The 26,863-nt window shown below is 67.9% G+C and carries 24 protein-coding genes; 18 read left to right on the top strand and 6 right to left on the bottom strand.

The features are described from left to right. Nucleotides 1–44: 44 nt before the first annotated feature. Entirely contained in the window at nt 45–677 is a 633-nt protein-coding gene (locus DIS04_RS02575) for a hypothetical protein (protein WP_111412149.1), read from the top strand. A gap of 9 nt (nt 678–686) precedes the next feature. Here DIS04_RS02575 and DIS04_RS02570 read toward each other — a convergent pair whose 3' ends face one another. Next, entirely contained in the window at nt 687–2,648 is a 1,962-nt protein-coding gene (locus DIS04_RS02570; protein ID WP_111412148.1) for a RecQ family ATP-dependent DNA helicase, read from the bottom strand. Between the two features lie 60 nt (nt 2,649–2,708). On the opposite strand from DIS04_RS02570, the gene DIS04_RS02565 reads away from it, so the two are divergent. The 10 genes from DIS04_RS02565 (at nt 2,709) to DIS04_RS02520 (ending at nt 14,323) form a co-directional block, all read left to right on the top strand. Beyond that, nucleotides 2,709–3,290: an endonuclease dU gene (locus tag DIS04_RS02565; RefSeq protein WP_111412147.1), complete on the top strand. Its 582-nt coding sequence runs from the start codon at nt 2,709–2,711 to the stop codon at nt 3,288–3,290. 57 nt (nt 3,291–3,347) lie between these two features. After that, nucleotides 3,348–4,001 carry a dienelactone hydrolase family protein gene (locus tag DIS04_RS02560; protein ID WP_111412146.1) on the top strand — a complete coding sequence of 218 codons (654 nt, stop codon included), beginning with the start codon at nt 3,348–3,350 and terminating at the stop codon, nt 3,999–4,001. A 139-nt stretch (nt 4,002–4,140) separates the two neighbouring features. Next, a complete protein-coding gene (locus DIS04_RS02555) occupies nt 4,141–5,700 on the top strand; it encodes a hypothetical protein (protein ID WP_245904461.1) in 1,560 nt (519 codons plus the stop codon). Further along, nucleotides 5,697–6,533, top strand: coding sequence for a hypothetical protein (locus DIS04_RS02550; RefSeq protein ID WP_111412145.1), 837 nt, complete (start codon nt 5,697–5,699; stop codon nt 6,531–6,533). Before DIS04_RS02555 ends, DIS04_RS02550 begins: the two co-directional genes overlap by 4 nt. After that, nucleotides 6,530–11,443, top strand: coding sequence for a coiled-coil domain-containing protein (locus DIS04_RS02545; RefSeq protein WP_111412144.1), 4,914 nt, complete (start codon nt 6,530–6,532; stop codon nt 11,441–11,443). Before DIS04_RS02550 ends, DIS04_RS02545 begins: the two co-directional genes overlap by 4 nt. 3 nt (nt 11,444–11,446) lie before the next feature. Continuing rightward, on the top strand, nt 11,447–12,556 hold the full coding sequence (locus DIS04_RS02540) for a Wadjet anti-phage system protein JetD domain-containing protein (RefSeq protein WP_111412143.1): 1,110 nt from the start codon (nt 11,447–11,449) through the stop codon (nt 12,554–12,556). 76 nt (nt 12,557–12,632) lie between these two features. Beyond that, nucleotides 12,633–12,872 carry a L,D-transpeptidase family protein gene (locus DIS04_RS20700; protein ID WP_340148163.1) on the top strand — a complete coding sequence of 80 codons (240 nt, stop codon included), beginning with the start codon at nt 12,633–12,635 and terminating at the stop codon, nt 12,870–12,872. A gap of 185 nt (nt 12,873–13,057) precedes the next feature. After that, entirely contained in the window at nt 13,058–13,492 is a 435-nt protein-coding gene (locus DIS04_RS02530; protein WP_111412142.1) for an antitoxin Xre/MbcA/ParS toxin-binding domain-containing protein, read from the top strand. Continuing rightward, the gene (locus DIS04_RS02525; protein WP_111412141.1) at nt 13,489–13,947 is read left to right on the top strand and encodes an RES family NAD+ phosphorylase; all 459 of its coding nucleotides are present in this window, start codon (nt 13,489–13,491) and stop codon (nt 13,945–13,947) included. The genes DIS04_RS02530 and DIS04_RS02525 overlap by 4 nt, the downstream gene beginning before the upstream one ends. Before the next feature lie 70 nt (nt 13,948–14,017). Then, nucleotides 14,018–14,323: an MTH1187 family thiamine-binding protein gene (locus DIS04_RS02520; protein ID WP_111412140.1), complete on the top strand. Its 306-nt coding sequence runs from the start codon at nt 14,018–14,020 to the stop codon at nt 14,321–14,323. A 21-nt stretch (nt 14,324–14,344) separates the two neighbouring features. Here the strand turns inward: DIS04_RS02520 and DIS04_RS02515 are convergent, their stop codons facing one another. Beyond that, nucleotides 14,345–15,277, bottom strand: a complete 933-nt coding sequence (locus DIS04_RS02515) for a LysR family transcriptional regulator ArgP (RefSeq protein ID WP_111412139.1) — start codon at nt 15,275–15,277, stop codon at nt 14,345–14,347. Nucleotides 15,278–15,372: 95 nt separating this feature from the next. Here DIS04_RS02515 and DIS04_RS02510 point away from each other — a divergent pair, with 95 nt between their 5' ends. From DIS04_RS02510 to DIS04_RS02495, 4 genes are all read left to right on the top strand, one after another. Further along, a complete protein-coding gene (locus DIS04_RS02510) occupies nt 15,373–15,981 on the top strand; it encodes a LysE/ArgO family amino acid transporter (protein ID WP_111412138.1) in 609 nt (202 codons plus the stop codon). A 249-nt stretch (nt 15,982–16,230) separates the two neighbouring features. Then, nucleotides 16,231–17,322, top strand: coding sequence for a 4-hydroxyphenylpyruvate dioxygenase (gene hppD / locus DIS04_RS02505; protein WP_111412137.1), 1,092 nt, complete (start codon nt 16,231–16,233; stop codon nt 17,320–17,322). Between the two features lie 296 nt (nt 17,323–17,618). After that, complete coding sequence (locus tag DIS04_RS02500) at nt 17,619–19,079, top strand: sodium-dependent transporter (protein ID WP_111412136.1); 1,461 nt, start codon at nt 17,619–17,621, stop codon at nt 19,077–19,079. Between the two features lie 74 nt (nt 19,080–19,153). Then, nucleotides 19,154–19,588, top strand: coding sequence for a septal ring lytic transglycosylase RlpA family protein (locus tag DIS04_RS02495; protein WP_245904459.1), 435 nt, complete (start codon nt 19,154–19,156; stop codon nt 19,586–19,588). A 9-nt stretch (nt 19,589–19,597) separates the two neighbouring features. Here DIS04_RS02495 and DIS04_RS02490 read toward each other — a convergent pair whose 3' ends face one another. Genes DIS04_RS02490 through DIS04_RS02475 form a run of 4 tightly spaced genes read right to left on the bottom strand, consistent with a single transcriptional unit; the run spans nt 19,598 to nt 23,299 of the window. Then, a complete protein-coding gene (locus DIS04_RS02490) occupies nt 19,598–20,671 on the bottom strand; it encodes an ABC transporter substrate-binding protein (RefSeq protein WP_111412134.1) in 1,074 nt (357 codons plus the stop codon). Then, nucleotides 20,668–22,041 carry a sensor histidine kinase gene (locus tag DIS04_RS02485; RefSeq protein ID WP_111412133.1) on the bottom strand — a complete coding sequence of 458 codons (1,374 nt, stop codon included), beginning with the start codon at nt 22,039–22,041 and terminating at the stop codon, nt 20,668–20,670. Before DIS04_RS02485 ends, DIS04_RS02490 begins: the two co-directional genes overlap by 4 nt. Continuing rightward, nucleotides 22,038–22,700, bottom strand: a complete 663-nt coding sequence (locus DIS04_RS02480; RefSeq protein ID WP_111412132.1) for a response regulator transcription factor — start codon at nt 22,698–22,700, stop codon at nt 22,038–22,040. The genes DIS04_RS02485 and DIS04_RS02480 overlap by 4 nt, the downstream gene beginning before the upstream one ends. Next, the gene (locus tag DIS04_RS02475; protein WP_111412131.1) at nt 22,697–23,299 is read right to left on the bottom strand and encodes an IclR family transcriptional regulator; all 603 of its coding nucleotides are present in this window, start codon (nt 23,297–23,299) and stop codon (nt 22,697–22,699) included. The genes DIS04_RS02480 and DIS04_RS02475 overlap by 4 nt, the downstream gene beginning before the upstream one ends. A gap of 189 nt (nt 23,300–23,488) precedes the next feature. On the opposite strand from DIS04_RS02475, the gene DIS04_RS02470 reads away from it, so the two are divergent. From DIS04_RS02470 to DIS04_RS02460, 3 genes are all read left to right on the top strand, one after another. Then, nucleotides 23,489–24,469 carry a Bug family tripartite tricarboxylate transporter substrate binding protein gene (locus DIS04_RS02470; RefSeq protein WP_111412130.1) on the top strand — a complete coding sequence of 327 codons (981 nt, stop codon included), beginning with the start codon at nt 23,489–23,491 and terminating at the stop codon, nt 24,467–24,469. 113 nt (nt 24,470–24,582) lie between these two features. Continuing rightward, on the top strand, nt 24,583–25,068 hold the full coding sequence (locus DIS04_RS02465) for a tripartite tricarboxylate transporter TctB family protein (RefSeq protein ID WP_111412129.1): 486 nt from the start codon (nt 24,583–24,585) through the stop codon (nt 25,066–25,068). A gap of 37 nt (nt 25,069–25,105) precedes the next feature. Then, on the top strand, nt 25,106–26,605 hold the full coding sequence (locus tag DIS04_RS02460; RefSeq protein WP_111412128.1) for a tripartite tricarboxylate transporter permease: 1,500 nt from the start codon (nt 25,106–25,108) through the stop codon (nt 26,603–26,605). Nucleotides 26,606–26,863 lie beyond the last annotated feature (258 nt).

Here is a 26,863-nt window from a genome sequence, read left to right as displayed (position 1 = left end):
CGACAGGCTGCTAGAGTAAAGGCACACGGACAAGGAGGGCTTCGATGGCTCACGGCGTGCCTCGGCATCTCCACCAGCCTCGTCTGCCTCTCTGGCTGAAGCTGGCGTTCAGCGCCTGGATCCTCGTCTGGGCGCCGACCTACTGGGCGCTGCTGGGGCCGCAGAACTACTTCTGGTTGTGCAACCTGGCCAACTTCCTGATTCTGGTAGGGCTATGGTGCGAGAGCCGGCGGTTGATCTCGATGCAGCTGCTGTCGGTGCTGCTGGTGGGCAGCCTGTGGGCGGTGGACGTCGGCACCGCCTGGCTCACCGGCGTGCATCCCATCGGTGGCACCGAGTACATGTTCGATGCCGAACAGCCGCCGGTGACTCGGCTGCTGTCCCTCTACCACCTGGTGCTGCCGGTGGTGGCGGGCGTGGCCGTCTGCTGGCTGGGCTATGACCGCCGGGCGCTGCCGTGGCAGGCGGCGCTGACCTGGGTCGTGGTGCCGCTTAGCTATGTGGCGACCGAGCCCGAGCGCAACATCAACTGGGTGCACGGGCCTTTCGGCCAGCCCCAGGAAACGCTTGACCCGCTGCTCTATCTCACGGGCCTGACGCTGCTCTGGCCGGTGGCGGTCTACCTGCCGGTGCATCTGCTGATGATCGCGCTCCAGCGCCTGGGTTGGCTGCGCTGATCTTGCCCCTCAGCGCCGGTTCAGCCACTCACGCACCTCCGCGTAGCGATAGGCCTCCAGTGTCCCGAAGCCTGCCAGGCGGCGTGCCTTGAGGCGGGTCAGCAGGGGGCCGCTCAGGCCGCATAGGAAGCGTGCCAGCAGGTCGGGCGTGACGGGGTGGGCCTCGTCGCTGCTGGCCAATTGCTGCACCAGCTCGTCCGCGAGCTGCCCGGCGTCGCTCTCCTCCAGCGGTGCCAGCGGCGCGGGGGCGGGCAATCGGGCGACCTGGCCGCGGCAGGCCGAGCAGTGGCCGCACTGCTCGGGCGCGCGTTCGTCACCGAACCATTCCGCGAGGCGGCGGCTGAGACACGAGGCGCTCTCGAACAGGGCCAGCATCGCATGAAGGCGCTCGACCTCGGCACGCTCCTTGTCGCGGAAATAGGCGTGCAGCTCCTCGGTCAGGGCGGCGGGGTCGATGTCGTCGCGCAGCACCTCATAGACCTCGGTCATCTGCTTGCTCTCGAGCACCATCCAGCCCTGGGCGACGAAGTAGTCCAGCGCGGTGAGCACGCGAGCGCGATCGACGTTGAGGCCGCGTTCCTCGCCCAGCCGCTCGAGGGCCGCGAAGTCGAGGCTGAACCAGGTACGGGCGCGCTGCGAGGCGTCGAGGACCGCCTGGACGAAGGCGCCGCGTTCGCCCTCGAAGCGGGCCACCAGCGCCTCGGGCTCGTCGTGCAGGCGGAAGCGGTATTCGGCGAAGTAGCTGTAGCGCGGCGCGATGATGCCGCGCAGTTCGAGCTGCACCAGCAGGGTCTTGAGCGGCAGCGGGCGGATGTTGCTGTACTGGGAGAGCGAGTTGAGCACCAGTTGCCATTGTCGCGTGGCGCCGGCGGCAAGGGTCATTTCATCGAGCACGCGGCGGATGCCGTGGGGCTCCGGGGTGTCGCCGTAGACGAAATTCTCCAGCACGTTGACGTGATCGCGACCGGCCAGCATCAGGCAGTCGGAAGGCTGGCCGTCGCGGCCGGCACGGCCGATCTCCTGGCTGTAGTTCTCGACCGACTTGGGCAGGTCGAAGTGCACCACGTTGCGGATGTCGGCCTTGTCGATGCCCATGCCGAAGGCGATGGTGGCGACGATGCAGGCGGTGTGCCCGGCCATGAAGTCGTGCTGGATGCGCTCGCGGGTCTCGCCGTCGAGTCCGGCGTGGTAGGCGGTGGCGGCCAGCCCCGCCTTGGTCAGGTAGGCCGCCAGGCGCTCGGCGGTCTGCTGCAGGGTGACGTAGACGATGGTGGGCTGGGGCGGGGCGTCGCCCAGCCTGGGTCGCAGCCACTCAACCAGCCGGCGGGGACGCATCTCGGCCGGCACCGGCGCCACCTCCAGGTTGAGGTTGGGGCGGTAGAAGCCGGTGGCGGTGACGTCGCTCTCGGCGATATCGAAGCGCTCGCGCATGTCGGCGATCACCCGCGGCGTGGCCGTGGCAGTCAGCAGCAGCACCTGGGGGATGCCGAACTCGTGGCGATACTGGGGCAGCTTGAGGTAGTCGGGGCGGAAGTTGTGGCCCCACTCGGAAATGCAGTGGGCCTCGTCGACCACCAGCAGCGAGATCGGCACGCGGCGGATGAAGGCGCGAAAGCGCTCGTTCTTGAGCCGCTCCACCGAGACCATCAGGATGCGGATCTCGCCGCGCTTGACGCCCTCCATCACCGCGGCCGCCTCCTCGCGGCTCTGGCCCGAGTCGATGCTGGCGGCGGCGATGCCGTGGCGGGCGAGGAAGGCGAGCTGGTCCTGCATCAGCGCCAGCAGCGGCGAGATCACCAGGGTGAGGTGGGGCAGGTGCAGGGCCGGCAACTGGTAGCACAGCGACTTGCCCGAGCCGGTGGGGAAGATCGCCGCCGCGGAGCGCCCCGCGGTTATCGCTTCGATGACCGGGCGCTGGCCGGGGCGGAAGTCGCCATAGCCGAAGACCCGCTGTAACGTCTGTTCGATCATGTAGGCACTCCCTGCTCTGTTGTTCTACTCGCAAGATGCTATCGACTCGAGGCGGAAGCCATGGCAAGCACCGCGCGTCAGCGCACATTCTCGCATATCGTCGGCTTCGACGATTGTCCGTTCCCGCGACGCCACCGCGGCGACGTGGCCATCGTCGGCACGGTCTACTCGGGGCAGCGCCTGGAGGGGGTGCTCTCCGGCAGGGTGCGCCGCGACGGCGTCAACAGCACCCGCGAGTTGATCCGCCTGGTCGGCGGCTCGCGTTTTGCCGCCCACCTGCAGCTCGTCATGCTGCAGGGCGTGGCGCTGGCCGGCTTCAACGTGGTCGACGCAGTACGGCTTCACGCCGAGCTGGAGCTGCCGGTGCTGGTGGTGGCAAGGCGGGCTCCACGCCAGGGAGCCATGCGCCGGGCGCTGCTCGAGCGCATTCCCGGCGGGGTGCGCAAGTGGGCGCTGGTCGAGCGCCTGGGCGAGATGGAGCCGCTCGAGGGCGTCTACGTGCAGCGCGTGGGGCTGAGCCTGGCGGAGGCGGCCGCGACCCTGCGCGCCACCACGCCTCACGGCAGCGTGCCCGAACCGCTGCGCGTGGCGCACCTGATCGCCGGCGGCATGGCCACCGGGGAAAGCAGCGGACGCGTGTAGCGAGCGCATTGAGAGGCCTACACTTGTTCTGAACGAGAAAACGCAGGAGGTAGCCGTATGGCGACCACACCCAGGCGTGTCGTGATCGATGCCGACGGCGTTGCTCTGGAAGGGGACCTGATCCTGCCCCAAGGGGCGACCGGCATCGTCGTCTTTGCCCATGGCAGCGGCAGTAGCCGCTTCAGTTCGCGCAATCGCCGGGTAGCGCAGCACCTGGCCGAGCAGGGGCTGGCCACGCTGCTGTTCGACCTGCTGACAGCGGAGGAGCACGTGATCGACGAGCATACGCGGCAGCTGCGCTTCGACATTCCCCTGATCGGCTCGCGAATGACCGCGGCGGTGGGCTGGGTGGCGACGGCCGACCCGACCCGGCACCTCTCGATCGGCCTGTTCGGCGCCAGCACGGGGGCAGCAGCGGCGCTGATCGCCGCTGCCGAGCGGCCCGAGCAGGTGCGCGCGGTGGTGTCCCGCGGAGGGCGGCCTGACCTGGCCGGCCGGCACCTGGCGGAGGTAAAGGCGCCCACGCTGTTGCTGGTGGGTGGGCTGGACGAGCCTGTCATCGGCCTCAACCAGCAGGCCAAGGAGCAAATGACCGCGGCCAGCGAATGCGAGCTGGTCATCGTGCCCGGTGCCTCACATCTTTTCGAGGAACCGGGCAAGCTCGAGGAGGTGGAGGCGTTGGCGACCCGCTTCTTCCAGCAACAACTCTAGCAGGCCGGCCTCAAGCGCTGCGGCCGGCGTGGTCGAACGCCGGGCCGTGAGCGTAGAAAGACAGGGGCCACCACGTCATGACCCGGACGGCCGAGCTTGGCATAATGCCCCTCTTTTCTTCGTCCGCAGGGAAGACCCCATGACCGCCTGGAGCAAGCTGCTGATCGCCACGACGCGGCTGATCGACCTGCACGACAGCGCCCACGAGCCCGGTTCGCCCTTCGTCCAGGTGAGCCAGGAGCATCGCCGCGGCCTGCGCGACGGCTACTGGCTCGACCTCGGCTGCCTGCTGCTCGACTACCTGCTCGACGAGGACTTCGCCACCAACAGCGCTTTCGTCTCTCAGGCCCGCTGTCTCAACCACCTGCGCGAGGTGTACCCGGGCCTGCCCCACGATGACCTGAGCTTCGTCATCAATCTGCTCGCCACCCCCAGCGAGATCCACTTCCGGCAGCCATCGCCGACGACGGTCGACGACGCGACGGCAGAGGAGCGTAACCGGCGCAGCACCAAGCGCACCGCGCTGATCGAGAAACAGGGCCAGACCGGCCAGGTGCGCCTCACCCCGAGCGGCCGCCAGGCGGTGACCCTGGCCAGTCAGGTGGAGGACCTGCTCTATTCCGAATACGACGCCGCCAAGGTGCTGGCGGCGCTGGCGCGGGGCGATTTCGCCCGCATTCCCGACATCACCAACCAGATCCTGCTGGCGATCCGCGCCCTGACCCAGGAGCTGCGGCGGGTGCGCGAGAATCCCACTCGCGAGGGCAAGCTCTCCGCGCTGCTCGACAACGAGCGCCACTACCACAATGCGCTGACCAACATTCAGCAGACCCTGCTCGACGCCCGCTCCCAGCTCGCCACGCCGCGCCTGATGGAGCGCTTCGAGAGCTGGCGCGAGGCGCAGTCCGACGACTGGGACCTGCGTGTGCTCGCAAGCGCCATCGGCCGGGTGCTCACCGCCATCGAGAACCTCTCGCGGCGACTCTCGGAGTTGCTGGGTGACATCGCCGAGGGGCGCATCCAGGCCATGGGCGTGATCGACTTCCAGGACATGGCGCGCCAGCTGCTCGAGGCGCCGCCCGCGCCCGCGCTGCGCGATGCCGTGGTGGCGCGCATGATGCCGCTGCACGTGCAAGCCACCTTCCCGCGCCTGGCGCCGCTGGTGCCGCTGCTCGAGAGCCGCCGCGCCGAGGTCAGCCCGGTGGCGCTGGTGTTCGACGAGGCGCGCGACGCCGCCCCCGGGGACCCGCTGCTGGCGCGTTTCCTCGAGGCGCGGGGCCCGGCGTTGCGGAAGCGTATCCAGCGCGCGCCGCTGTCGCTGCCCGAGGCGCTGTCCGAGGGCTGGCACCGCTTCGAGGAGGGCGACTGCCTGGCGCAACTGCTCAACACCTTCGTCGATACCGAACTGCTGGCCCCGGGGCTGACGGTGGGCATCGACGCGACGCCGTTCGAGCTCGAACTCGACGACGGCCGCCGCATCGAGGGGGCCGTGACGCCTTCTCTCGGTTTCTTCTCTCTACAGGCGCCCGGGACCGCGCCGCATTCCTTACAGGCGCCCGAAGCTGCGCCGCATTCCTTACAGGCGCACGGGGCCGCCCCGAACTCCTTACAGGCGCCCGCCGCCGCGCCGCATTCCTTGCAGGCGCCCGCTGCCGCGCCCAACGACATATCGCGCATCGATCAGGACGAGCCAGTATGAACATGACCGAGATGGGCGAAGTGGTCGCCTACCTGCTGCGCTACCGCAGGGCCGAACGCACCCCGGGCGGCGGGCGCAAGCGCCGCGCCGCTCGCGAGGGCCAGCTCTCCGAGCGCGACGTCTGCGCGCTGATCGACGACGCCAGCGAGGCCGAGCGCGAGGCGCTGCGCGACTTCCTGGCCGGGCAAGGCTTGCGGCTGAAGGCCTTCGAGTCCGGCGACTATCCCGGCATCGCGCCCGGCTCGCGCTACTACGCGCTGCTGCCCGATCCGGAGCTGGAGCAGCCGCCGCTCTACACCCGCGAGCCGGTGTTCGAGGCGCTCAAGCTGCGCCAGGAGAGCCGCGCCGAGCTGGCCCAGTGGTACCTGCAGCTGTGGCTGCTGATGCACACGCTGCTCTATACCCGCTACAACCGCGCGCTCTCCGACGTCAGCCGCTACCAGGAGGCCACCTTCGCCGGAGCCGAGCTCGCCGAGCTGATGCGCGAGCAGCTCGAATCGCTGCGCGCCCTGGGCGAGGAGGCCCCGGAAGCCAGCCGCGTGCTGCTGGAGGAGCGCGGTGAGGACATCAGCCGCCGGGTGCGCGCCTTCATCGACCTGCAGGTGCGCGCCGGGCTGCTCGAAGGCCTGCGCGACGCCGAAGCGAGTGCCGGCACCGAGGAGAGCGTCGGCGAGGTGTGGCAGCAGACCCTGCTCGGCGCGCTGGAGAGCGAGCAGATCGGCATTCATCAGCTCGGCCACCTGCAGGCGTTGGCTCAGGGCCGTGCCCAGGGCCGCTATCGGGACGAAGCGTACGAAGCCGACATCGACGAGCACGAGGAGACCCAGGCATGAGCGTGATCAACCGCATCGAGGTCGCCAACCTGCTCAACAAGCACGGCGACGTGGCCTCGCCCTGGGACGCCAAGATGCGTCACCTGCTGCTTGACCTGCGCGGCCAGTCGAGCGCCATCAGCATGGAGAACGGCTTCGGCAAGACCACGCTCTCCGAAGCGCTGATCGGCCTGCTGTCGCGGGATCGCACGCTGCTCTCGCGTACCCGGCGCAAGTGCTCGCCCTCGGCGGTGGGTGGCAGCGCACGTAGCTGGAGCCACCTGCGCGTGGAGTTCCGCTCGCGCAGCGGGCTCGAGCGCCAGGACGACATGCTCGCCGTGGCGGGTGAGGAGGTGGCCGGCGAGACCTTCGTGTTCGGCTTCTACGGCTACAGCGACGGCAGCGGGCTCTCCTTCTACCACTATGCCGGGCGCCTCGAGGACGTGCCGGTGCACCACCTGACCCTGGACGGCAAGCTGGCGCTCTACGCCAACCGCGACGTCAAGGCGGCCATGGCCGAGCGCGGCGTGCGCCTGACCCACAACCGCGAGGAGTGGCTGGAGGCGGTGGGCGCCCACGTCTCCCGTCGCGAGCTGGCCCAGCTCGCCGCCTTCCAGAAGGAGGGCGGCGCCGACAAGAGTCAGATCTTCAACGCCATCAAGCCCCGCGCCGGCGAGAAGGCCGACCAGGCGTTCTTCTTCGAGGTGCTGGCCCCCGAGATCCTCTCCGGCGCCACCCGCGGCGAGACCGACGAGAGCGAGGAGCTGATCGAGGAGGTGATCCTCAACTCCGGCACCAACATCACCGAGCTGCGCCACCGGCTGGAGGAGGCCGAGAGCGACCAGCGCCGCGCCAGCGACAAGGTGGTGCGCCTGGCCGAGCTGCGTGAGCAGGGCGAGTCGCTGCGCGACGCCCGCACCCGGCTGATGGAGCTCGACCAGGGCCTGGCGGCCAGCGAAGCCTTGCTGGGCGGCCAGGCACTGCTGGGCCTGCCCGGGCTGCCCCGCGCCGCTGCCGAGGTGGACGTCGAGGATGACGCCGAAGCGCGTGGCGCCGCTCCGCTGGATGGCTTCGCCTGGATCGCCGGCGATACCTCGCGGCCGCGGGTCTCCACCTCGCTGCTGGCGACGCTCTCGGGGCTTTCCGAGCGGGCCGTGCGCCAGGCGCTCTCCGAACGCGGCGCCCGGGTCGACGTGCACCGGCGGCTGATTCATCTGCCCCAGGCCGAGTGGCCGCTCAACCGCGACGTCGGCCACGTCAGCTTCAAGGCCGCCCGCGAGTGGCTGGCCGAAAGCCACGCCCTGGCCGACGATACGGCACGCGACCGCGCCCTGAGCGCGCTGGACGAGGGCGCCGACGCCTTCGAGGCCGCCGATGGCAACCGTTTCCGCGAGGAGGTGATCGGCGACGGGGTCTATCTCGAGGAGCTGACCCGCGAACTCGCCGAGCTGGACGAGCGCCGCGACGAGATGGAGCACGAGCGCGAGCGGCTGGAGTCCCAGCAGCGCGACTTCGTCGACAACCAGAGCTTCTACACCCAGGCGCTGGCCGAGGGGCTGTTCAGCGAGGCCGAGCTGGAGACCCCCGAAGCCAGCGCCGAGGCGGCCAAGGCCCAGGCATCGGACGCGCGCCGTGCCCTCAACGCGCACCTGGGCCGCGTCGGCGAGCTCAAGCAGGTTGCCGCCTGGCATGAGGCCTACCGCCGCGAGTGCCCGGGCATCGCACCGGCCGAGCGGCTCGAGGAGAAGCTGGAGCGCGAGGCCGAGCTGGCCGAGTCCCTCGACGAGCTGACCCGGCGTCGCGACGAGGCGCTCGGCGCCTTCGAGACCGCCCGCGGCGAGCGTGAGCGGCTAAACGGCGAGCGGGAGCGTCTGACCGGCGAGCAGGGCCTGCTGGCCCGCGGCCAGGCGCCCTGGCGTGCCTTCGTCGAGGGCTGGCCGGGTGAAGAGGTGAGCGGCTTCTGGACGCGGCGCAAGACCGCGCTGGCCGAGCTGGAATCGAACTGTCGCGAGGCCGAGCAGCGCCGTCAGGAGGCCGAACGCACCCTGGCCCGGCTGGCACCGCTGGCCGAGGCCGCCCGTCGTTACGCTGAGCTGCACGGCGATGACGAGCCGGTGCACCTGCGCTCACGCCTGCGCGAGCGGGAGCGAGAGCTGGGCGACGAGTGCAAGCGGCTGCTCGACGAAGAGCACCACCTGCGCACGCTGCACCGGGCGCGGCTCGACTTCGCCGAGCGCAGCGAGCTGACCCCGGAGAAGTGGCTGGCCGACGCCCGGCGCCGCTATCCGCGGCTGCTGCGCGAAGCGGAGACGCTGGAAGCCGACATCGCCGCCCGCGAGCGCTACCTGGAGAGCCTTGCCGGCGATCCGCTGGAGCGGCGCGTGGTGGAGGCCGAGGCCCATCGCCACCTCGACGACGCCGGCATCGCCTGGCAGCCGCTGCATGCGGTGCTCAACGTCGACACCCATACCCCCGAGCAGCGCCGCGAGTGGCTGGTGCAGGCCGCCGGGGTGCTGTTCGCCCCGGTGGTGGCCGGGCGCGAGGCGGCCGAGGCTGCCGCCGCCACGCTGATCGAGGCGGGCCTGGCGCTGCCGGTGTTCGAGGCCGAGGCGCTGGCCGTGCTGCTGGCCCGGGGCGAGCCGCCCCTGGGCGCGGTGGCCGGGGTCGAGACCCTGGCGGTAAAGGCGGCGCTCGACCCGAGCTACCTGGAAGCGCTGCGCGAGGCCACCGAGAAGCGGCTGGTCGCCGACCGCGAGCGGCAGAAGGCGCTGGCCGTGGAATGCGAGCGGCTCGATCCCCATGGCGAGATCTTCGCTCTGGCGCTGCGCGCCCGCGAGGCCGACGAGGCGGACGTCGAGATGGCCCTGGAGGCGTTGGCCGAGCGCCAGGCCGCGCTGGCCGAGCGCGAGGCGGCGCTGGCGCCGCGGCTCACCGACGCCGCGCTTGCCTGTATCGACGACTACCAGCGCTACCTGCAGGAGGGCGGCGAGTTCGCTCAGCAGGAGGCCGCCGAGGCGCGGCTCGAAGCCGAGACGGCGCTGGCCGAGTTCGCACCGTTGCGTGAAGCGGCGGCCCGCGAGCTGGAGGCTCACGGCCAGACCTGGCTCGCCGCCGAGCAGTTCAGCGATGCCGGCGGCGTCGAGCGGCTACAGGCGCTGGAGGCGCGCCTCGCCGAACTCGAACGCCACCTGAGCGAGGCGAGCGTGCGACTGGCCGCCGCCGAGGAGCAGCGCGAGACGCTCAAGCGCCAGGTGGAAGAGACCGAGGCCCAGCTGCGCGGCATCTTCAGCGACGGCGAGCGCGACCGGCTGCGTGCCCTGGCGCGCTTCGAAGCGGAGGGCGGCGTCGACTTCATGGCCACTGCCGCCGAGGTGCAGGAGGAGCTGGAAGCCGCCCAGGCCCGGGCGACCCGCCGCGCCGACTTCGACTTCACCCGCATTCGCGCCTACCTGGAGGTACGCGACGCCGCCGGCGGCAGCCAGAAGCTCGAGCGCGAGATCGCCCGGGTGCGGCGCGAGCTGGGCGAGCTGCGCGAGACGCGCAAGGCGCGGGGAGAGGAGCGCGACGCCCTGGAGGCGCGCCTGGCCGAGCAGCGCCGGGCGCTGGCCTGCATCGATCAGCTGGCGGTGGAGTGGCTGCGGGTGCTACGCGAGCTGCCCGAGGGCTGGCCGCGGCGCCTGGCAGCGCTGGTCGATCTCGCCGAGGCCAGCCGCTGGCCCGGGGAGGCGGACGAGCACGCGGCGCGCAACGCCGCCCTCGAGGCCTGGCACGACATGGCCGCAAGCGAGGGGCAGGACGAGTTCGACATCGAAGCGCTGGAGGCCTGTCAGCAGACCCTGGTCGATGCCCTGGGCGAACTCAACCTGGGCGAGCAGGCGCGCAACCGCGAGCGTCAGGCACGCCAGGTCGAGGGCGGCGAGCGCAAGCTGGCCGAGGCCCTGGCCGAAGCGGCCCACAGCCGCATGTTCAGCGACACCGAGCGTGCCCGCCTGGCCGGGCTGACGCACGCCAGCGCCGAGGCGCTGGACGACCTCTCGCACCTGCACGACCAGCTTGCCGGCCAGCTCGACGACCACAAGATACGGGTCGAGCGGCTGCACGCCTCGCGCGAGCAGATCGAAGGCACCCTGGTGGAGCGCCTCAGCTCGATCATCTCGGATGCCGCCGGCAACCTCGACATCCTCAAGCGCGTGGCCAGGAGCAGCGGCGAGGGCGGCGCCTTCTTCGAGGTCAAGGCCTCGCTGATCGGCCCCGACCAGCTGCGCGAGCTGATCAGTACGCTGCTGGCCGACATCGACGAGCACCAGGCGGCCATGCGCCGTCGCGCCGAGCGCGACGGCGGCATGGTCGACGGCGAGTCGCGCCGCCGCGACGACGACCTGCTGCGGCAGATCCGCCGGCGCATCTACCGCGGGCTGTTCCACGACGTGGCGATCCGCCTCAAGCACGACGCCATTCGCCCGCATGGGCGGCTGTTCTCGCTCAACGAGGAGATGTCGGAAGGCCAGCGCGAGGCGGTGTCGCTGATGTGGCTGGTCAAGCTCTCCGAGTTCGCCATCGAGCGCGAGCTGCGCGAACTGCCGGGGCACCACCGCCGCCGCGCCCGCACCAGCCGCGAGAGCGTGATCCTGCTCGACGGCCTGTTCTCCAAGCTCTCGCACCGCCGCCTGATCCAGGACTCGCTGGAGTCGCTGCGCAACACCCGCGGACGCTTCCAGATGATCGGCCTGATCCACAACCCCAACTACGAGAACGACCCCGACATCTTCCCCACCTACCTGGTGGGCAGCGTGATCGGCGGCGCCCAGGGGCAGGGCGGCCACGTGATGGTGCGCGACGGCCGCATCGCCGCGCCGGAATCGCTGGGCCGCAGCGCCGGCGAGGCCAGCCTGTTCGGCATTCACGTCAGCGAGCCGGCGACTCAGGAGTAAGCGATGCGCGATGCCACTCTTATACTGGGCGAGTCGGCCAGGGAGTCCCTGGCCTGGCTCGAAGAAGAGTGGCAGCGCGTCTACTCACGAGCCGGAAAAGGTAAAGGGTGGCGCTCATTTACCCTGATCAGGCTACTTCAGCAAAAGGGCATCTGCCAGACGGAACTGCACGCCTGGCAGGTACTGGAGGAGTTGGGGCGAGCCGAGCTCATCGCTCTTCCGGCGGGTGTCCTGCTCTCGCCTCGTGCGAAGTTGCCGGTGAAAGTCGAGTTGTCGGTTGCGCGCAGGGAAGCCCTGATGTCGGCGTCTCCCGCATTGGACCCTCGGCTTGGTTTGGAGTCTGGGCAGCACTCGGTGTGGCGGCGGGCGCAGGAAGGGCCGCTCGGTGACTGGAGCATCGAGGATCAACTGGCCTTGGCCGATGGCCTCAGGCGGTTGGCCGACGATCTGCCGGGCGCTTATCAACTGAGCCCCTACGTAGCCAGCGCGCGCTACCTGCTGGGAAGCAGCAAGCTGCTCGAGACGCTGCCCACCGAGCTGGTACGCTCGTTCGGTATCGAGCCGGACAGCTTCCAGGCGGCCGAGACCTGGCTGCTGGCCAGCGTGCCCGAGCAGCCCGAGGGACTCTTGCTGATCGAGAACGCGCAGAGTTTCAGTCAGGCCTGCCGCGTGGGGTGTGGCAAGCGCCTGGCCTTGATCTGCACGTTCGGTTACGGCCTCTCACTGGCTAACGCCTTGAATAATAATGAAGACAGGGTGCAGTTGGTCGGTCAGGGAACGGCCGGTGTCACCCTGGCTGACCTGCTGCGCCTACCTTGCCCCACTTACTGGGGCGATCTCGACCCTGAAGGGCTGCGTATCTATCGGCGATTGCGTCACTTCCTGCCTGAGCTGGCGCTTTCCGCACTGTTCGGTCCCATGCTCGCTGCCCTGGAATCGGGTACTTGTCATCCCCTCGATGCCTTGACGGGAAAGGCAGGGCAGCGCACCGCTGGAGATTGGCAACATGGGCTCGATCAGGAGTGGCTCGCTGACGACGAGGTTCAGGCATTGGCTGGCAAAGCGCTTGCACCATCAGTGCAGGGCGAACTCATGGAGCGCATCTCACAGTAAACCGATGGCATCCCTTGCACCTTCTGGCAATAATTGATGTCCGGGCTCCTCTTATGTAGGGAGCAACCCACGTTCGATTGGACACCTCTCACTGCATGTCTCCTATCCCAATGAACATGACCGAGCGGTAGCGCGCGAGCTTGATGTCGACCCCGGCGGCAACATCATGATTCACGGCATACTCAACGGCTGGGGTTGGCTGGGAAGGCTGCACCGCTACTGGGATTGGACGGATGGCTGCATAGCGGTTACCAATCAGGAGATGCGGGAAATATGGTCACTCGTCCCCAATGGTACTCCGATAAGCATAAAGTGAAGCGCTCCGGCAACTGGAAGAGCTCTTGGTTCGAATTCTAAGGAGACGCTGAACAAATCGGCGAGCGAGATGAAGAGGCTAGGTTCGTTCCCGACGAACCAACGCACTTCCACATCCCGGCAGTTCGCCTGCATAGGCATTTTGCCGTACACTGAAGGCACATTGCCGCATCGGGAGGGCTGATCATGCAGGCGCTGACAAAAGAACGCGAGCACGAGCGCGACATTGAAGAGGAGGTCCTGGAACTCCTTGGAGGGCACGAAGGTGACACTCTGGACGCGCTGATCCGGTCTGGCATCCCTCTCTCGGTTCTGGATAAGCTTGCCCAACATGGCATCGATGCCGGCCGGCTGGGCATCATCAACCCTCGTACACTGCGTCACCGCCGGCAGAAGTCTGAACCGTTGAACAGCGATGAAGGCGATCGGCTTTATCGCGTGAGCCGCATCGTCGTGCTGGCTGAGGATGTTTTCGGTAACCAGGAAAAAGCGGCCACCTGGCTGAACAAGCCGCGCAGAGCCCTTGGCGGGCGAAATGCTTTCGAGGCCGCCAAGACGACCCCTGGCTACCTGGCAGTAGAGGAGCTACTGGAGCAGCTGCGCCATGGGTACGTCGCATGACCAAGGAAAGTCTCTGGCGGATCTCACAGTTTCAGGATCTCTCGGGTGTTGGCGGTACCAAGGTGGCTGGGCGTTGGCACAACAAGGGCAGACCCATCGTCTACCTCGGCGATTGCCCGGCCATCTGCCTGCTGGAAATCCTGGTGCATATGGAAGGGGAGCCAGACGAACTTCCCGAGGCATTCACCCTGCTACGAGTGGAGCTTCCTTCCGAGGCCGTGAGTCGCGCACCCACGGTCGACCTGGATGCGACATGGCGTGATGACCTGAACATCACACGGCGCCTTGGGGACGCTTGGCTTGAAGCGGGAGAGTCGCTTCTGCTGCGAGTGCCCTCCGCCATCGTTCCCCACAACATGAACTTTCTCCTCAACCCTCTTCATCCAGATGCAAGCAAGGCAGCATTGACTAGTGAGTCATTCCCGGCTGACCGACGGCTTTATCCTCAGGTTTGACGGCGATTGGCGTGCTCTGCGTTACCATGGATGTCGTTTTGTCTGATGCTGTCGAAGGGGGGTAACCATCATGCACGTCATCATCGATCTCTGCGTCGTCCCGCTGGGGGTGGGGGTATCGGTCTCGCCGCAGATCGCCGCCTGCCAGCGGGTGATCGAGGCCTCGGGCCTCGAGTACCGGATGCACGCCTACGGAACCAATATCGAGGGGCCATGGGACGAGGTGATGGCGGTGGTCAAGCGCTGCCACGAGGTGGTCCACGAGATGGGCGCGCCGCGCATTACCACCACCATCAAGCTGGGCACGCGCACCGACCGCGAACAGTCCATGGCCGACAAGGTCACGAGCGTGCAGGACAAACTGCGCAACACTTGATCCGCCGCAGCGCAACGCCGTTCAAGTCGGCAGCGGCGCCAGCCAGGCATCGCCCAGGCGCAGCAGGTGGTCGGTGAGGGCGTCGAGCACCTTGCCGCCCTGGCGCCAGTGGTGCCAGTAGAGCGATACGTCGATGACACGGCCCGGCGAGAGATCGACCAGCCGGCCTTCGGCCAGGTGAGGGCCGGCGTCGATCTCCAGCAGGCGTCCTTCGCTCAATTCCCTCTCGGCCTGGCGCTCCGGCACCATGCCATAGCCGAGCCCGGCTAGCGCCAGGCCGACGAAGCCTTCCGAGGAAGGGCAGAGGTGGTGGGGGAAGGGCGGTTCGACCCCGTGCATGGCCAGGTAGCGATGTTGCAGCCGATCGTCGGGACCGAAGACGATGGCCGGTGCCCGGCGCAGCGCCTCCGGCGTCACGCCCTCGGCAAAATGACGTGCCACGAAGGCGGGGCTGGCCAGGGCGCGATAGCGCATGCTGCCCAGCGGATAACTGCGTGCGCCCTGAACCGGCGTCGGCGAGTCGCAGATGCAGCCGGCCACGTCACCGTCGCGCATGCGCTTGAGCGCCACCTCCTGATCCTCCACCACCAGCTCGAACAGTACGGTGTGGCGTTCGCAGAAGCGGCCGATCGCCTCCGGCCACCACGTCGCCAGGCTATCGGCGTTGATCGCCAGGCGCAGGCGCTGCTCGCCGCTGCCCAGTGCCGGGATGTCGTCCAGCAGGTCGCTCTCGAGCAGGCGAACCTGCTGGGCGTGGTTGAGCAGCTTGCGCCCCAGCGGCGTGGGCGTAAGACGTGGGCTACGCACCAGCACCGGCTGGCCCAGGCGCGCCTCGAGCAGCTTGATGCGTTGGGATACCGCCGATTGTGTCAGGCCCAGATGGCGAGCGGCGCGCTCGAAGCCGCCCTGATCGGTGACCGCCACCAGCGCTTCGAGCAGCTTGTAATCGAGCATTAGCTTAGCTTATCCCCTAGTCGATCAATTCATTTCTCTTATTGTTGCGCCGAGCTTAGCCTTGTCTGCATCGATTCGCCAAGGAGAAGTCCCCCATGTGGTTGTCCTGGTTCAATGGGCTGCTGGTTTGCGCCGGTCTGATCGTCGCTATCGGTGCGCAGAACGCCTTCGTACTGCAGCAGGGGCTGCGGCGCCAGCATGCCTGGCTGGTGGCCGCGGTCTGTGCGCTGTGTGACTGGTTGCTAGTGGGGCTGGGGGTGCTGGGTCTGGGCGCGCTGATCGCCGAGCAAGGGACGCTGATGGAGGTGGCGCGATGGGCCGGCACTGCCTTTCTCGCCTGGCAATCGTGGCTGGCGCTGCGCCGGGCATCCACATGCAATGCACTGGTGGCCGAGGAGCGCGCCCAGGCGTCGTGGCGCGGCGCCCTGGCCGCGACCTTGGCCGTGACGCTGTTCAATCCCCAGGTCTATCTGGAAACCGTGGTGCTGCTTGGCGCCATCGGTGCGGTACAGCCAAGCCCGTGGGGCTTCTTCATCGGCGCGGCAATGGCCTCGTTCGGCTGGTTCTTCGGCCTGGTGGCGGCGGCGGGCTGGCTGGCGCCGCGGCTGGCGAGCGAGCGGGTGTGGCGCGCCATCGACCTGATGATTGCCGCTATTCTGGCCTGGGTGGCGTGGAGGTTGGCCAGTGGCGCCATGATGCCGTAATGGGGACGAGAGTCGTAAAGCATTCTTTACGCCGTGTCAGGGTTTTGAGCCACAACAAAGGCCGATCTTATGGAGTTCGAAGGGCTGTAAGGTTTTTCTTACGATAAGGGAGAGGGCGGAGCTCCGCCGCCCACGCTCCAGGCCGTAAAGGGGCGTTTCGAGGGGGAAGCGTGGGCACTAGGCTGGGGGCACCAGTTCGGCATCCATGACTGCACGAAATAACAACGGCAAATCCCCCTGGAGGTCAGCATGAACGCACCCGCCAAGACCGTGTCACCGATCAGCCAAGAGAACCCCATCGGTACCAACGGCTTCGAGTTCGTCGAGTACAGCGCACCCACGGCCGAGGGCATCGAGGCGCTGCGTGCCCTTTTCAGCCGCATGGGCTTCACCGAGACGCGCAGGCACCGCTCCAAGCAGGTGTTCCTGTTCCAGCAGGAGAACGTCAACTTCGTGCTCAACGCCGAGCCCGGCAGCCACGCCGCCAAGTTCGCCGAAGTGCACGGCCCCTGCGCCTGCGCCATGGCCTGGAAGGTGGCCGACGCCAAACAGGCCTTCGACTATGCCCTGGCCCACGGTGCCGAGGCGGTGGAGAACCCGGTGGGCCCTGGCGAGGTGGGCATCCCCGCAGTGCGTGGCATCGGCGGCTCGCTGCTCTACTTCGTCGACGAGAAGGTCGACAGCGACGGACGCACCATCTATGACATCGACTTCGAGCCGATCCCCGGCCGTTCGCGCAACGACAACAGCGTGGGGCTCAAGGTGCTCGACCACCTGACCCACAACGTCGACCGCGGCCAGATGGACAAGTGGGCGGACTTCTACACCGAGATCGCCAACTTCCGCGAGAACCGCTACTTCGACATCAAGGGCAAGAAGACCGGCCTGCACTCCCGTGCCATGACCGCGCCGTGCGGCAAGATGCACATCCCTATCAACGAGTCGGCCGACGACGCCTCGCAGATCGCCGAATTCCTGCGCGAGTACAACGGCGAGGGCATCCAGCACCTGGCCATGGCCACCGACGACATCTACGCCACGGTGCGGGCGCTGCGCGACAACGGCGTGACGTTCCTCTCCACGCCGGATACCTATTACGAGAAGGTCGACGCGCGCGTGCCCAACCACGAGGAGAACGTCGAGGAGCTGCGCGAGCTGAACCTGCTGATCGACGGCGGGCCCGATGAAGGGGTGCTGCTGCAGATCTTCACCGAGACCGTGATCGGCCCGATCTTCTTCGAGATCATCCAGCGCAAGGGCAACGACGGCTTCGGCGAGGGCAACTTCAAGGCCCTGTTCGAATCGATCGAGGAAGATCAGATGCGCCGCGGCGTACTCTAGGAAAGCATGATGTATTGCTGCGCTCGCGCACTTGATGAAAATAGCTGGCCGCCGGCGGTGCCGATGCGTCGGACCGTCGCTGTCCTCATGCAGCAGGCTACACTCCGGCAGCTCCGCTCCGGCGGCGGCCAGCCTATCTTCGCTCGCGACATAAATCATGGCTTTCCTACTGTCATGTAGGAACCATTAGAATAAAAAGTCGCTTCGCTCCCATTTTCCAGCAAATTCCTTCACAATACTCCTATTTTCCTGGGTATTGTGAAGGTGGATAACAATTCCATTCCTCTGGTGACCTAATGACGACCGAGCAACAACCTCGCGTCCAGTGGCTCAGCCGCTGGGGCTTCGTGCTGGCGGCGACGGGTTCCGCCGTCGGCCTGGGCAATATCTGGAAGTTCCCCTACATGACCGGCGAGCACGGCGGGGGCGCCTTCGTGCTGGTCTACCTGGTGTGCATCCTGGCGGTGGGTGTGCCGGTCATGATGACCGAGATCGCCTTCGGCCGGCGCGGCCGCGGCAGCCCCATCGATGCGGTGCGCCGCGTGGTCCGCGAATCTGGGCGCTCCTCGGCGTGGTCGCTGCTGGGCTGGATGGCGATGCTGTGCGGCTTCATGATCCTGTGCTTCTACGTGGTGGTGGCGGGCTGGTCGTTCGCCTACCTGGGGAAGATGCTGACCGGTGGCCTGGCCGGGTCGGGTGTCGATGACATGGCGGCGATCTTCGTCGCCAACAACGAGAACCCGTTCAACCTCGGCTTCTGGAGCACCCTGGTGACGCTCGCCACCATGCTGATCGTCGGCAAGGGCGTGCAGGCGGGCATCGAGAAGAGCGTGAGCTGGATGATGCCGGGCATGGTCATCATGCTGCTGATCCTGATCGGTTACGGCGTGTTCTCGGGCGGCTTCGGCGAGGCGTGGCGCTTTCTGTTCTCGTTCAACGCCGGCAGCCTCTCCAGCGAGGGCATGCTGGCCGCGCTGGGCCACGCCTTCTTCACTCTGTCGCTGGCTTCCGGTGCCATTCTCACCTACGGCAGCTACCTGCCGGCGGGCGCTTCCATCGCCCGTACCACCCTCGGCGTGGCGGCGGCCGATACGCTGGTGGCGTTGATGGCCGGCCTGGCGATCTTCCCGGTGATCTTCGCCAACGGCATGAGCCCCGAGGGGGGGCCGGGGTTGCTGTTCATGAGCCTGCCGCTGGCGTTCCAGGCGATGCCGCTGGGCACGCTGTTCGGCATCCTGTTCTTCGTCATGCTCTCGATGGCAGCGCTGACCTCGTCGATCTCCATGGTCGAGGCCACCGTCTCCTGGCTGGTCGACAACAAGGGCATCACCCGGCGCACCGCGGCGTGGGGTACCGGGATCGTGCTGTGGCTGGTGAGCACCCTGGCGATGCTGTCATTCAACGTCGGCGCCGACTGGACCCTGGCCGGCCGGCACTTCTTCGATTGGCTCGACTATCTCACCTCGCGCTGGATGATGCCGCTGGGCGGCCTGGGCATGGTGCTGCTGGCCGGCTTCGTGCTGAAGAGCGAGACTTTCCGCGAGGAGCTGGGCCTGGCACCGTCCTGGCACGCGCTGTGGCTGTTCATGGTGCGCTACGTGAGCCCGCTGGGCATCCTGGTGATATTCGTCGATGCGCTGGGCATCGCACGGCTCGAATTCGGCGTGCACTGGCCGTGGTTGCTGGGCGTGTTGGTCCTGGTCACCCTGATCGGCGAACTGGCCAGCCCGAGGCTGCGACGCACGCTGGCGGGCTGAACGCTTGCCTGCCGCAAGGCTTGGCGCTAATGTCGGGCCGGTCCGATGGGGACGCCTACATCGAGGTGACAGGGATGAGCGTTCGTTGCATGTTCGGTGCCGGAACTTCCGCCCCGCGCTCGGCGCGGGCAATGCTGGTCCTGCTGCTGCTCGCATTGACGGTTGGCTGTGCTGGACGCGACGGCCGGCAGGTCGAGCGTGCCTCGACGCCATCCGGCTGGCATGGCGAGCAGGGGCAGGCCTCGTTCTATGCCGACCGTTACCATGGCCGGCGCACCGCCAGTGGCGAAGCCCACGATCGCAACGCGCTCACGGCGGCGCACCGCAGCTTGCCATTCGGCACCCGGGTCCGGGTGACGCGGCTGGACAACGGCCGCGAGACGGTGGTGCGCATCAACGACCGTGGGCCCTTCGTACGCGGCCGTGTCATCGATCTCTCGCGTCGTGCGGCCGAAGAGCTCGGGATGCTCGGGCAGGGCGTGACGGAGGTGCGGCTGTCGCCTGAATGAAGCGACCTCCTAGCGCTGCGAAGGCACCTCGCGCTGGAACTCGCGTCGCCAGCGCGCCAGTAGGGCTTCGCGCTTGAGCCGGTCGAGCGTCGCCAACAGGCCCGGGCCGATCGCGATCGGGCGCAGCGCGTCACCGACTTCCTCGCGCAGGGCATCGGCGGTACCCGGGCCGGACAGGGTGGGGTGCATGGCGCCGAGATGGGTCTGCTCGGCAATTACCCGCTGGCCCTCTTCGCTGAGCAGGAATTCCATGAACAGCGCGCCCGCTTCAGGATGCGGCGCCTGGCGCGGGATGAAGGCAAGACGCTGGGTGACCAGCGCGTAGTCGTCGGGAACCACCATTATCAGGTCCGACTTGTCGGCCACCGCGTCGCGGACGTAGCTGCCGAGCAGGTTGTAGCCCAGCAGGTAGCGTCCCTGTTCGAGCCCTTCGAGCATCTCCCCGGTGGTGTCGACGAGCACCGTGCGTGCGCGTCCCAGGGCCGAGACCAGATCCCAGTAGCGCGGCGAGAGTCGCGACTCCTCGATGGCGTAGGTGTATCCGGCGCCGCTGCGTACCGGATCGTAGGTGACGATGCGGCCGGCCAACGCCTCGGCGTGATCGTCCAGCAGCGCGAGCAGGTCGCCGTGGCTGCGTACCTCGCCGAAGCGCTCGATCAGCTCGCGATGCACCACCATCACGATGGGCTCGAAGGTGAAGGCGAACAGCTCGCCGCGCCACTGCGCCCAGGCCGGCCAGCGTCGCGCGGCGTCGCTCTCGAGGGGCAGGGCGTGGCCGTCGTTGGCCAGGTGATACTGCCAGGGCATGGCGGAAGAGAGCACCACGTCGGCATCATCCGGGGCATCGAGGAAGCGCTGGTGCAGCTCGAGGGTCGTCAGGTTGCGGTAGGACAGCTCGAGCCGCGGGTGACGGCGATGGAACGCCTCGAGCAGCGGGCGTGCCTGCGGCAGGTCCAGGGCGGCGTGGATCACCAGCTGCTGAGGCGTCCCGGCCTCGGGGTCGGCAGGGTAGTGCAGGGTCTCCTCGGCCGTGGCGGCCAGGCTCCACAGGCCAAGCAGCAACCAGGACAGGGGCCGTATCATGGGTTCTCCTCGCTGAAGCGCAGGCGCACGACAAGGCCGTGACCGTTCGCTCCCTGGCTCAGCTCGAGCCGGGCGCCATGGGCGCGGGCGATGCTGTCGACGATGGCCAGGCCGAGCCCGGAGCCTTCGCCCCCCTCCTCGCCGCGGTGGAAGGGGCGCAGCACCAGCAGGCGGCGCGACTCGGGAATGCCGGGACCGTCGTCCTCGACTTCGAGGAGGGGTGGCCGCGCCTGGGTGCGCAACGTGATGTGCCGGCCGCCGTAGCGACAGGCGTTGTCGATCAGGTTGCTCAGCGCTTCCTGCAGCTGCCAGTCGATGCCCTGGGCCCGGACGGGGTGCGGGGCACACTCCACGCCGAGATCGATGCCGCGACGGTGACAGCTCGCCCAGTGGTCGCGCACCGCCTGGCGAGCGATATCGTTGAGGTCCAGTGGTGCCGGTTCGGGGCGGTACTCGGGGTTGTCGAGCCGCGTCAGCGAGAGCAGCTGCATGGCCAGCCGCGCGGTGCGCGCGCTGGTTGCCTGCATGGCGCTGAGGGCGTCGCGCCAGCGCGCCGGATCGTCCTGGCGCAGGGCCAGCTCGGCCCGCGCCGAGAGTCCCGCCAGCGGCGTGCGTAGCTGGTGCGAGGCGTCGCCGATGAAGCGCTCCTGATTGGCGCGTACCCGCCTCATGCGCGCCAGCAGTTCGTTGAGGGTCTCGCGCAGTTCGGCCAGTTCCCGCGGCAATGGCAGGTCGAGGGGGGCCAGGGTGCGCGGGTCACGAGCGCGAATGGCGCGCCGCAGCCGGGTGAGCGGTGCCAGGGCGGAGCGAATCGCCACCACCAGGACCGCGATGGCGACCAGGGCCATCGCCAGGATGTAGGCGAGATTGGCGCGCAGCAGTTCGTAGGTCAGCGTATCGCGCCCCTCGCGGCTATGGGCCACGCGAACCTCGAAGCGCTCCCGCAGGCGCCAGTCCTCCAGGCGTGAGCGGCGTACGCCCTGGCGCAGCGTCATGCCGTGCCAGTCGACATCGCGAAACAGCAGCGTATCGCCGGCTTCGGCATCGGCGCGTTCGTCGCCGGGGAGTTCGGCATTGCCGGTGATGAAGCGCCCTTCGCGGTCGACCAGGCTGTAGAACACGCGCTCATCGGCATCGGTGGCGAGCATGTCCAGCGCCGCCGGGGGGAGGTCGAGCCACAGTCGGTCGTCCTGCCACTGGACCTGCTCGGCGATCGCCAGGCTGGCCGCCTCGAGCAGCCGGTCGAAGGCGCGATCGGCGGTACGCCGCGCATCCACCCAGGCCTGGAGCACCATCAGGCCGCCCAGGGCCAGCAGCGGGATCAGCAGCCAGGCCAGCAGCCGGCGGTAGAGGCTGTCGCCGCGCTTCACGTCGCCTCCAGCAGGTAGCCGAGCCCACGCACCGTGCGCAGGGCGACGTCGCTACCGTCCAGCCGCTTGCGCAGCCGATGCACGTAGACCTCGATGGCGTTGTCGCCCATGGCTTCTCCCTGGAAGGCCTCTTCGGCGAGGCGTGCCTTGTCGACGGGCTGGCCGGCGTGGCGCATCAGGCAGCCGAGCAGGCGCTGCTCCCGGGGTGGCAGCGGCAAGGTCTCGCCGTCCAGCGTGAACCGCTGTGCCAGGCCGTCGAAGTGCAGGGCGCCGACGCGAAGCTCCTGGCCGCGCACGCGTCGTCTCAGCAGCGCGCGCACGCGGGCCTCGAGCTCCTCGAGCGAGAAGGGCTTGGCCAGGTAGTCGTCGGCGCCCAGGTCGAGGCCTCGCACGCGATCCTCCACCGCGCCACGGGCGGTGAGGATCAGCACCGGCGTGTCGCGGTCATGGCGGCGCAGCGTCTCCAGTACCTCGAGCCCGCCGGCACCGGGAAGGTTGAGGTCGAGCAGGATCAGCGCGTGATCGTGATGAGGGGACTCCAGGTGGCGGCGGGCGATCTCGCCGTCGGCCAGGTGCGTCACGCCGTAGCCCTCGAGCGCCAGGGCGTCCTGGAGGGTCTCGGCCAGCAGGTGATCGTCCTCGACGAGCAGCAGGTTCATGTCGTGGCCTCCGCCTCCCCCACGGCGGTCAACTCCTGTCGCGCCGCTTCGAGCGCGGCCTCGCTTCGCGCATCGAGGCGGCTCGACGGACCGGAGAGGCTCAACCAGCGCCTGGGCTCGCCGGGAACGCCGGGCAGGGCCTGCAACAGCATCTTGCCGCCAGGCAGCTCGGGACGGGGGTCGTCGGCAGTGGCCAGCGGCCACTGGCTACCCGGCCGCAGCTCGTGGCGCAACGCCACGCTGGGCATGGCCGATAGCCGGCATTCGACCTGGCGCCCGTGGTTCTCGAGCAGGGCAGCGGTCTCGCCGGTTGCGGCGGCCAGTCGCTCGAGCAGCGGCTGGATACGAGCGGTCAGCTGACGGCTTGGGGGGTGGCGCCGGGCTAGGCGAAGGGGAGCGCTGCCCAGGCTCCAGCGACCGTCGTGGGCGCGCTGCACGTAGTCATAGCGGGCCAGCGACCCCAGCAGGCGCAGCAGGGTGCTCTTGTAGAAGCCGGTTGCCTGGGCGAGTTCGGCGAGCGAAAGGGCTTCCCGATCGACATCGAACGCTTCCAGTACGGTGAGCGCCCGCTCGACGGCCTCGACGCGATCCTGGGCCATGCGTGATCTCCTGAGCCTGGATGCATGCAACTTTGGTCGCAATTGCGACCGCGTGCATTGACGCTGCCTGCCGGCGCGCCTAGTTTCTATTCTGAAGAACGTTGTTCTACCTTACAGAATTGTAAGGTAGCCAACGACACACCGCAACCCGCTTTTGCGCCATTCGCCAATATCGGAGGGACAACAACAATGTCCACCAAGACGCCGCTCAAACTTATCGCCGTCGCCGCTGTTACCTTGAGCGCCGGCAGCGCCATGGCCTTCGAGCCGTCCAAGTCCGTCGAGTTTATCGCTCCGGCCAACCCCGGCGGTGGCTGGGATACGCTCGTGCGCACCGTGTCCCGCGTGCTTCAGGAGGAAGAGCTGGCCGAGCAGAACTTCGCGCCCATCAACACCCCGGGCGGCGGCGGTGCCGTGGCGTGGGCGGAGGTCGCCAAGGACGAGGGTAACGATCACATGCTCTTCGCCACCAGTCCGCCCATCATCCTGGTCCCGCTGACCGGCTCGTCGCGCTATGACCACAGCGACTTCACCCCGGTGGCCCGGCTGAGCACCGACTACATCACCCTGCTGGTCGACGCCGACTCCGACTATGAAGACATCGACGACCTGATGGAGGCGATTCGCGAAAATCCCGGGCTCAGCATCGGCGGTGGCAGCGCCCCGGGTTCCATGGACCATATCGCCGTGGCCGGCCTGGCGGGCGAGGCCGGCATCGAGCCGGGCAGCATCAACTACGTGGCCTTCTCCGGTGGCGGCGAGGCCATGACGAACCTGATGGGTGGTCATATCGAGGCCGTGGTCAGCGGCGCGAGCGAGGCCGTGGGCCTGATCCAGGAGGAGGAGGGGGAACTGCGTGCCCTGGGCGTCTCCTCAACCGAGCGCCTCGGCGGCGAGCTTGCCAATGTGCCCACCTTCGAGGAACAGGGGCTGGACTATACCTTCGATATCTGGCGCGGCGTGATGGGCCCCCCGGGGATGTCCGACGAGGCCGTGGCCTACTACGAGTCGCTGTTCGAGGAGATGCTCGAGACCGACGGCTGGGCCGATGCCCGCGACCGCCTCGGCTGGATCGACGCCTATCAGGGCAGCGAGGAGTTCGGCGAATTCCTCGATGCCCAGGCCGATGAGTTCAGCGACATCCTGCGCGAACTCGGCATGGTCGAGTGAAACCCCGGCCCCGCGCCGCCGGATGGCGGCGTGGGGCTGCCACGCTCGACCCTGACGTCCGCCGCTTCCTTCATCCTCACGACTTGAGCGAAATGCGCTCAGGATTGATTCCCATGACCCGACTCAACGTCAATCAAGTGCTGGGCCTGGTGCTGGCGACCTTTGCGGTCCTGTACCTGGTACTGGCCTTCCAGATTCCCCAGTTCGCCTTGCCGCGGCCGATCGACTCCGACCACTTCCCCAAGGTGCTGGGCACCTCGCTGCTGGTGCTGTCGCTGATGCTGTTCTTGGAGAAGCCCCAGGCGCGCGACATTCCCGACCCGGTCCAATCCAGGGAGGAGGCCGCACTGCCCGCCTGGCAGCGGCCCTGGGCGCGCGTGATCATCACCTTCCTGGCCATCGCCGCCTATGCCGCGCTGCTGGTACCGCTGGGCTTCGTGCTCGCCTCCATGCTGTTGGCCGTGGGGCTGACCGTCTACTACGGCTACCGGCGTCACGGTATCACCCTGATTGCCACCCTGGGGGTGGTGCTGGGGCTCTACCTGATCATGACTCGAGTGATGGACGTCTATCTGCCCACCGGGCTGCTGCCGCTGTGAGGCGGCCACGTCATCTCCGTTCCCCAGCGAGGCTGCCATGGAATCCCTCAACAACCTGATCTACGGCTTCGGCATCGCGCTGAGCCCGATGAACATCCTCTACGTCTTCACCGGCGTGTTCGCCGGTACCATCATTGGCATGCTGCCGGGCCTGGGGCCGATCAGCGCCCTGGCGCTGATGATCCCCATCACCTTCGCCATGGATCCTTCTTCGGGCCTGATCCTGATGGCGGGTGTCTATTACGGCGCCATCTTCGGCGGCTCGACCTCCTCGATCCTGCTCAACGCCCCCGGGGTTGCCGGCACCGTGGCGACCTCATTCGACGGCTATCCGATGGCCAAGAAGGGCCAGGCCGGCAAGGCCCTGGCCATCGCCGCCTATTCCTCGTTCGTCGGTGGCACCCTGTCGGTGGTCGGTCTCATGCTGGTGGCGCCGCTGTTGTCCAAGGTCGCGGTGAGCTTCGGCCCCGCCGAGTACTTCTCGCTGATGGTGCTGGGCCTGACCGCCGTGGTCAGCCTCTCCGACAAGTCGCTGATCAAGGGGCTGATCGCCGCGGTGGTGGGCATCATGGTGTCGATCATCGGCATCGACCGCCAGACCGGCACCGAGCGCTTCACCTTCGGCTCGGCCCACCTGCTCGACGGGGTCGACTTCCTGGTCATGGCGCTGGGCATCTTCGCCCTGGCCGAGGTCTTCTACATGCTGCTGCGCGGCGGCGGCGGCAAGGAGCAGCCGCGCAACGCCATCGGCTCGCTGAAGCTCACCCGCGGCGAGGTCAAGGAGATCGCCGGGCCGATGACCCGGGGCTCGATCCTCGGATTCTTCACCGGGGTACTGCCCGGGGCCGGTGCGACCATCGGCTCGTTTCTCGGCTACAGCATGGAGAAGCGCCTGGCCAAGGACGGCGATACCTTCGGCCAGGGCAACATCAAGGGCGTTGCCGCGCCGGAGTCGGCCAACAATGCCGCCTGTACCGGCTCCTTCGTGCCGCTGCTGACCCTCGGCGTGCCCGGCTCCGGCACCACTGCGGTGCTGCTCGGTGCCCTGCTGGTGATGGGGGTGACCCCCGGGCCGGCGATGCTCCAGGATCGCCCGGACGTGTTCTGGGGCGTGATCGCCAGCATGTACATCGGCAACATCTTCCTGCTGGTACTGAACCTGCCGCTGATTCCGCTGATCGCCAAGATCCTCGACATGCCGCGCGCGCTGTTGCTGTCGATGATCCTGATCTTCTGCATGATCGGCGTCTACGGGCTCAACTTCAGCGTCATCGACCTCTACCTGCTGCTGGCGTTTGGCCTGTTGGGGCTGGCGATGCGGCTGTTCGGCTTCCCGGCGGCGCCAATGATCCTGGGCATGATCCTTGGCGGGGTGATGGAGGAGTCGATGCGCCGCGCCTTGCAGATTGCCGGCGGCGACTGGTCGGTGTTCGTCGACAAGCCGATCTCCCTCTGGCTGCTGGTGATCGCGGCGCTCTCGGTATTCCTGCCGCTGATCAAGAAAGCCATCAAGGGGCTGCGCCTCAGGCACGCGTGAGCCTAACCGGCGCCATACCCACGGGGGGAGCCAATCGGCTCCCCCCGTGCGTCGAGGGTCGCGTGCCTTATGCGGGTGCCTGGCGCTGGTGCAAGCACGCGCCGGGTTGCCTTGCCATGGTGCAACAGGCCCGTGGCGATGAACCAGATCGAGGCATCGGGGCGTGAATCGCCTCGTACGAGCCTCTGCACGCTTCTGAATTGCAATGAAAAGTTTCGATTGAACAGGTACTGGTACATCCCTTGCTCAGGCTTTGTG

Source organism: Billgrantia lactosivorans (assembly GCF_003254665.1).
Classification (GTDB): domain Bacteria; phylum Pseudomonadota; class Gammaproteobacteria; order Pseudomonadales; family Halomonadaceae; genus Halomonas; species Halomonas lactosivorans.
This window is presented reverse-complemented; position numbering and strand designations above follow the sequence as displayed.

What these genes read in the sequence shown, in the direction of transcription:
- DIS04_RS02575 (WP_111412149.1), top strand. Translation starts at nt 45, where the DNA reads ATGGCTCACGGCGTGCCTCGGCATCTCCACCAGCCTCGTCTGCCTCTC.
- DIS04_RS02570 (WP_111412148.1), bottom strand. Translation starts at nt 2,648, where the DNA reads ATGATCGAACAGACGTTACAGCGGGTCTTCGGCTATGGCGACTTCCGC.
- DIS04_RS02565 (WP_111412147.1), top strand. Translation starts at nt 2,709, where the DNA reads ATGGCAAGCACCGCGCGTCAGCGCACATTCTCGCATATCGTCGGCTTC.
- DIS04_RS02560 (WP_111412146.1), top strand. Translation starts at nt 3,348, where the DNA reads ATGGCGACCACACCCAGGCGTGTCGTGATCGATGCCGACGGCGTTGCT.
- DIS04_RS02555 (WP_245904461.1), top strand. Translation starts at nt 4,141, where the DNA reads ATGACCGCCTGGAGCAAGCTGCTGATCGCCACGACGCGGCTGATCGAC.
- DIS04_RS02550 (WP_111412145.1), top strand. Translation starts at nt 5,697, where the DNA reads ATGAACATGACCGAGATGGGCGAAGTGGTCGCCTACCTGCTGCGCTAC.
- DIS04_RS02545 (WP_111412144.1), top strand. Translation starts at nt 6,530, where the DNA reads ATGAGCGTGATCAACCGCATCGAGGTCGCCAACCTGCTCAACAAGCAC.
- DIS04_RS02540 (WP_111412143.1), top strand. Translation starts at nt 11,447, where the DNA reads ATGCGCGATGCCACTCTTATACTGGGCGAGTCGGCCAGGGAGTCCCTG.
- DIS04_RS02530 (WP_111412142.1), top strand. Translation starts at nt 13,058, where the DNA reads ATGCAGGCGCTGACAAAAGAACGCGAGCACGAGCGCGACATTGAAGAG.
- DIS04_RS02525 (WP_111412141.1), top strand. Translation starts at nt 13,489, where the DNA reads ATGACCAAGGAAAGTCTCTGGCGGATCTCACAGTTTCAGGATCTCTCG.
- DIS04_RS02520 (WP_111412140.1), top strand. Translation starts at nt 14,018, where the DNA reads ATGCACGTCATCATCGATCTCTGCGTCGTCCCGCTGGGGGTGGGGGTA.
- DIS04_RS02515 (WP_111412139.1), bottom strand. Translation starts at nt 15,277, where the DNA reads ATGCTCGATTACAAGCTGCTCGAAGCGCTGGTGGCGGTCACCGATCAG.
- DIS04_RS02510 (WP_111412138.1), top strand. Translation starts at nt 15,373, where the DNA reads ATGTGGTTGTCCTGGTTCAATGGGCTGCTGGTTTGCGCCGGTCTGATC.
- hppD (WP_111412137.1), top strand. Translation starts at nt 16,231, where the DNA reads ATGAACGCACCCGCCAAGACCGTGTCACCGATCAGCCAAGAGAACCCC.
- DIS04_RS02500 (WP_111412136.1), top strand. Translation starts at nt 17,619, where the DNA reads ATGACGACCGAGCAACAACCTCGCGTCCAGTGGCTCAGCCGCTGGGGC.
- DIS04_RS02495 (WP_245904459.1), top strand. Translation starts at nt 19,154, where the DNA reads ATGAGCGTTCGTTGCATGTTCGGTGCCGGAACTTCCGCCCCGCGCTCG.
- DIS04_RS02490 (WP_111412134.1), bottom strand. Translation starts at nt 20,671, where the DNA reads ATGATACGGCCCCTGTCCTGGTTGCTGCTTGGCCTGTGGAGCCTGGCC.
- DIS04_RS02480 (WP_111412132.1), bottom strand. Translation starts at nt 22,700, where the DNA reads ATGAACCTGCTGCTCGTCGAGGACGATCACCTGCTGGCCGAGACCCTC.
- DIS04_RS02475 (WP_111412131.1), bottom strand. Translation starts at nt 23,299, where the DNA reads ATGGCCCAGGATCGCGTCGAGGCCGTCGAGCGGGCGCTCACCGTACTG.
- DIS04_RS02470 (WP_111412130.1), top strand. Translation starts at nt 23,489, where the DNA reads ATGTCCACCAAGACGCCGCTCAAACTTATCGCCGTCGCCGCTGTTACC.
- DIS04_RS02465 (WP_111412129.1), top strand. Translation starts at nt 24,583, where the DNA reads ATGACCCGACTCAACGTCAATCAAGTGCTGGGCCTGGTGCTGGCGACC.
- DIS04_RS02460 (WP_111412128.1), top strand. Translation starts at nt 25,106, where the DNA reads ATGGAATCCCTCAACAACCTGATCTACGGCTTCGGCATCGCGCTGAGC.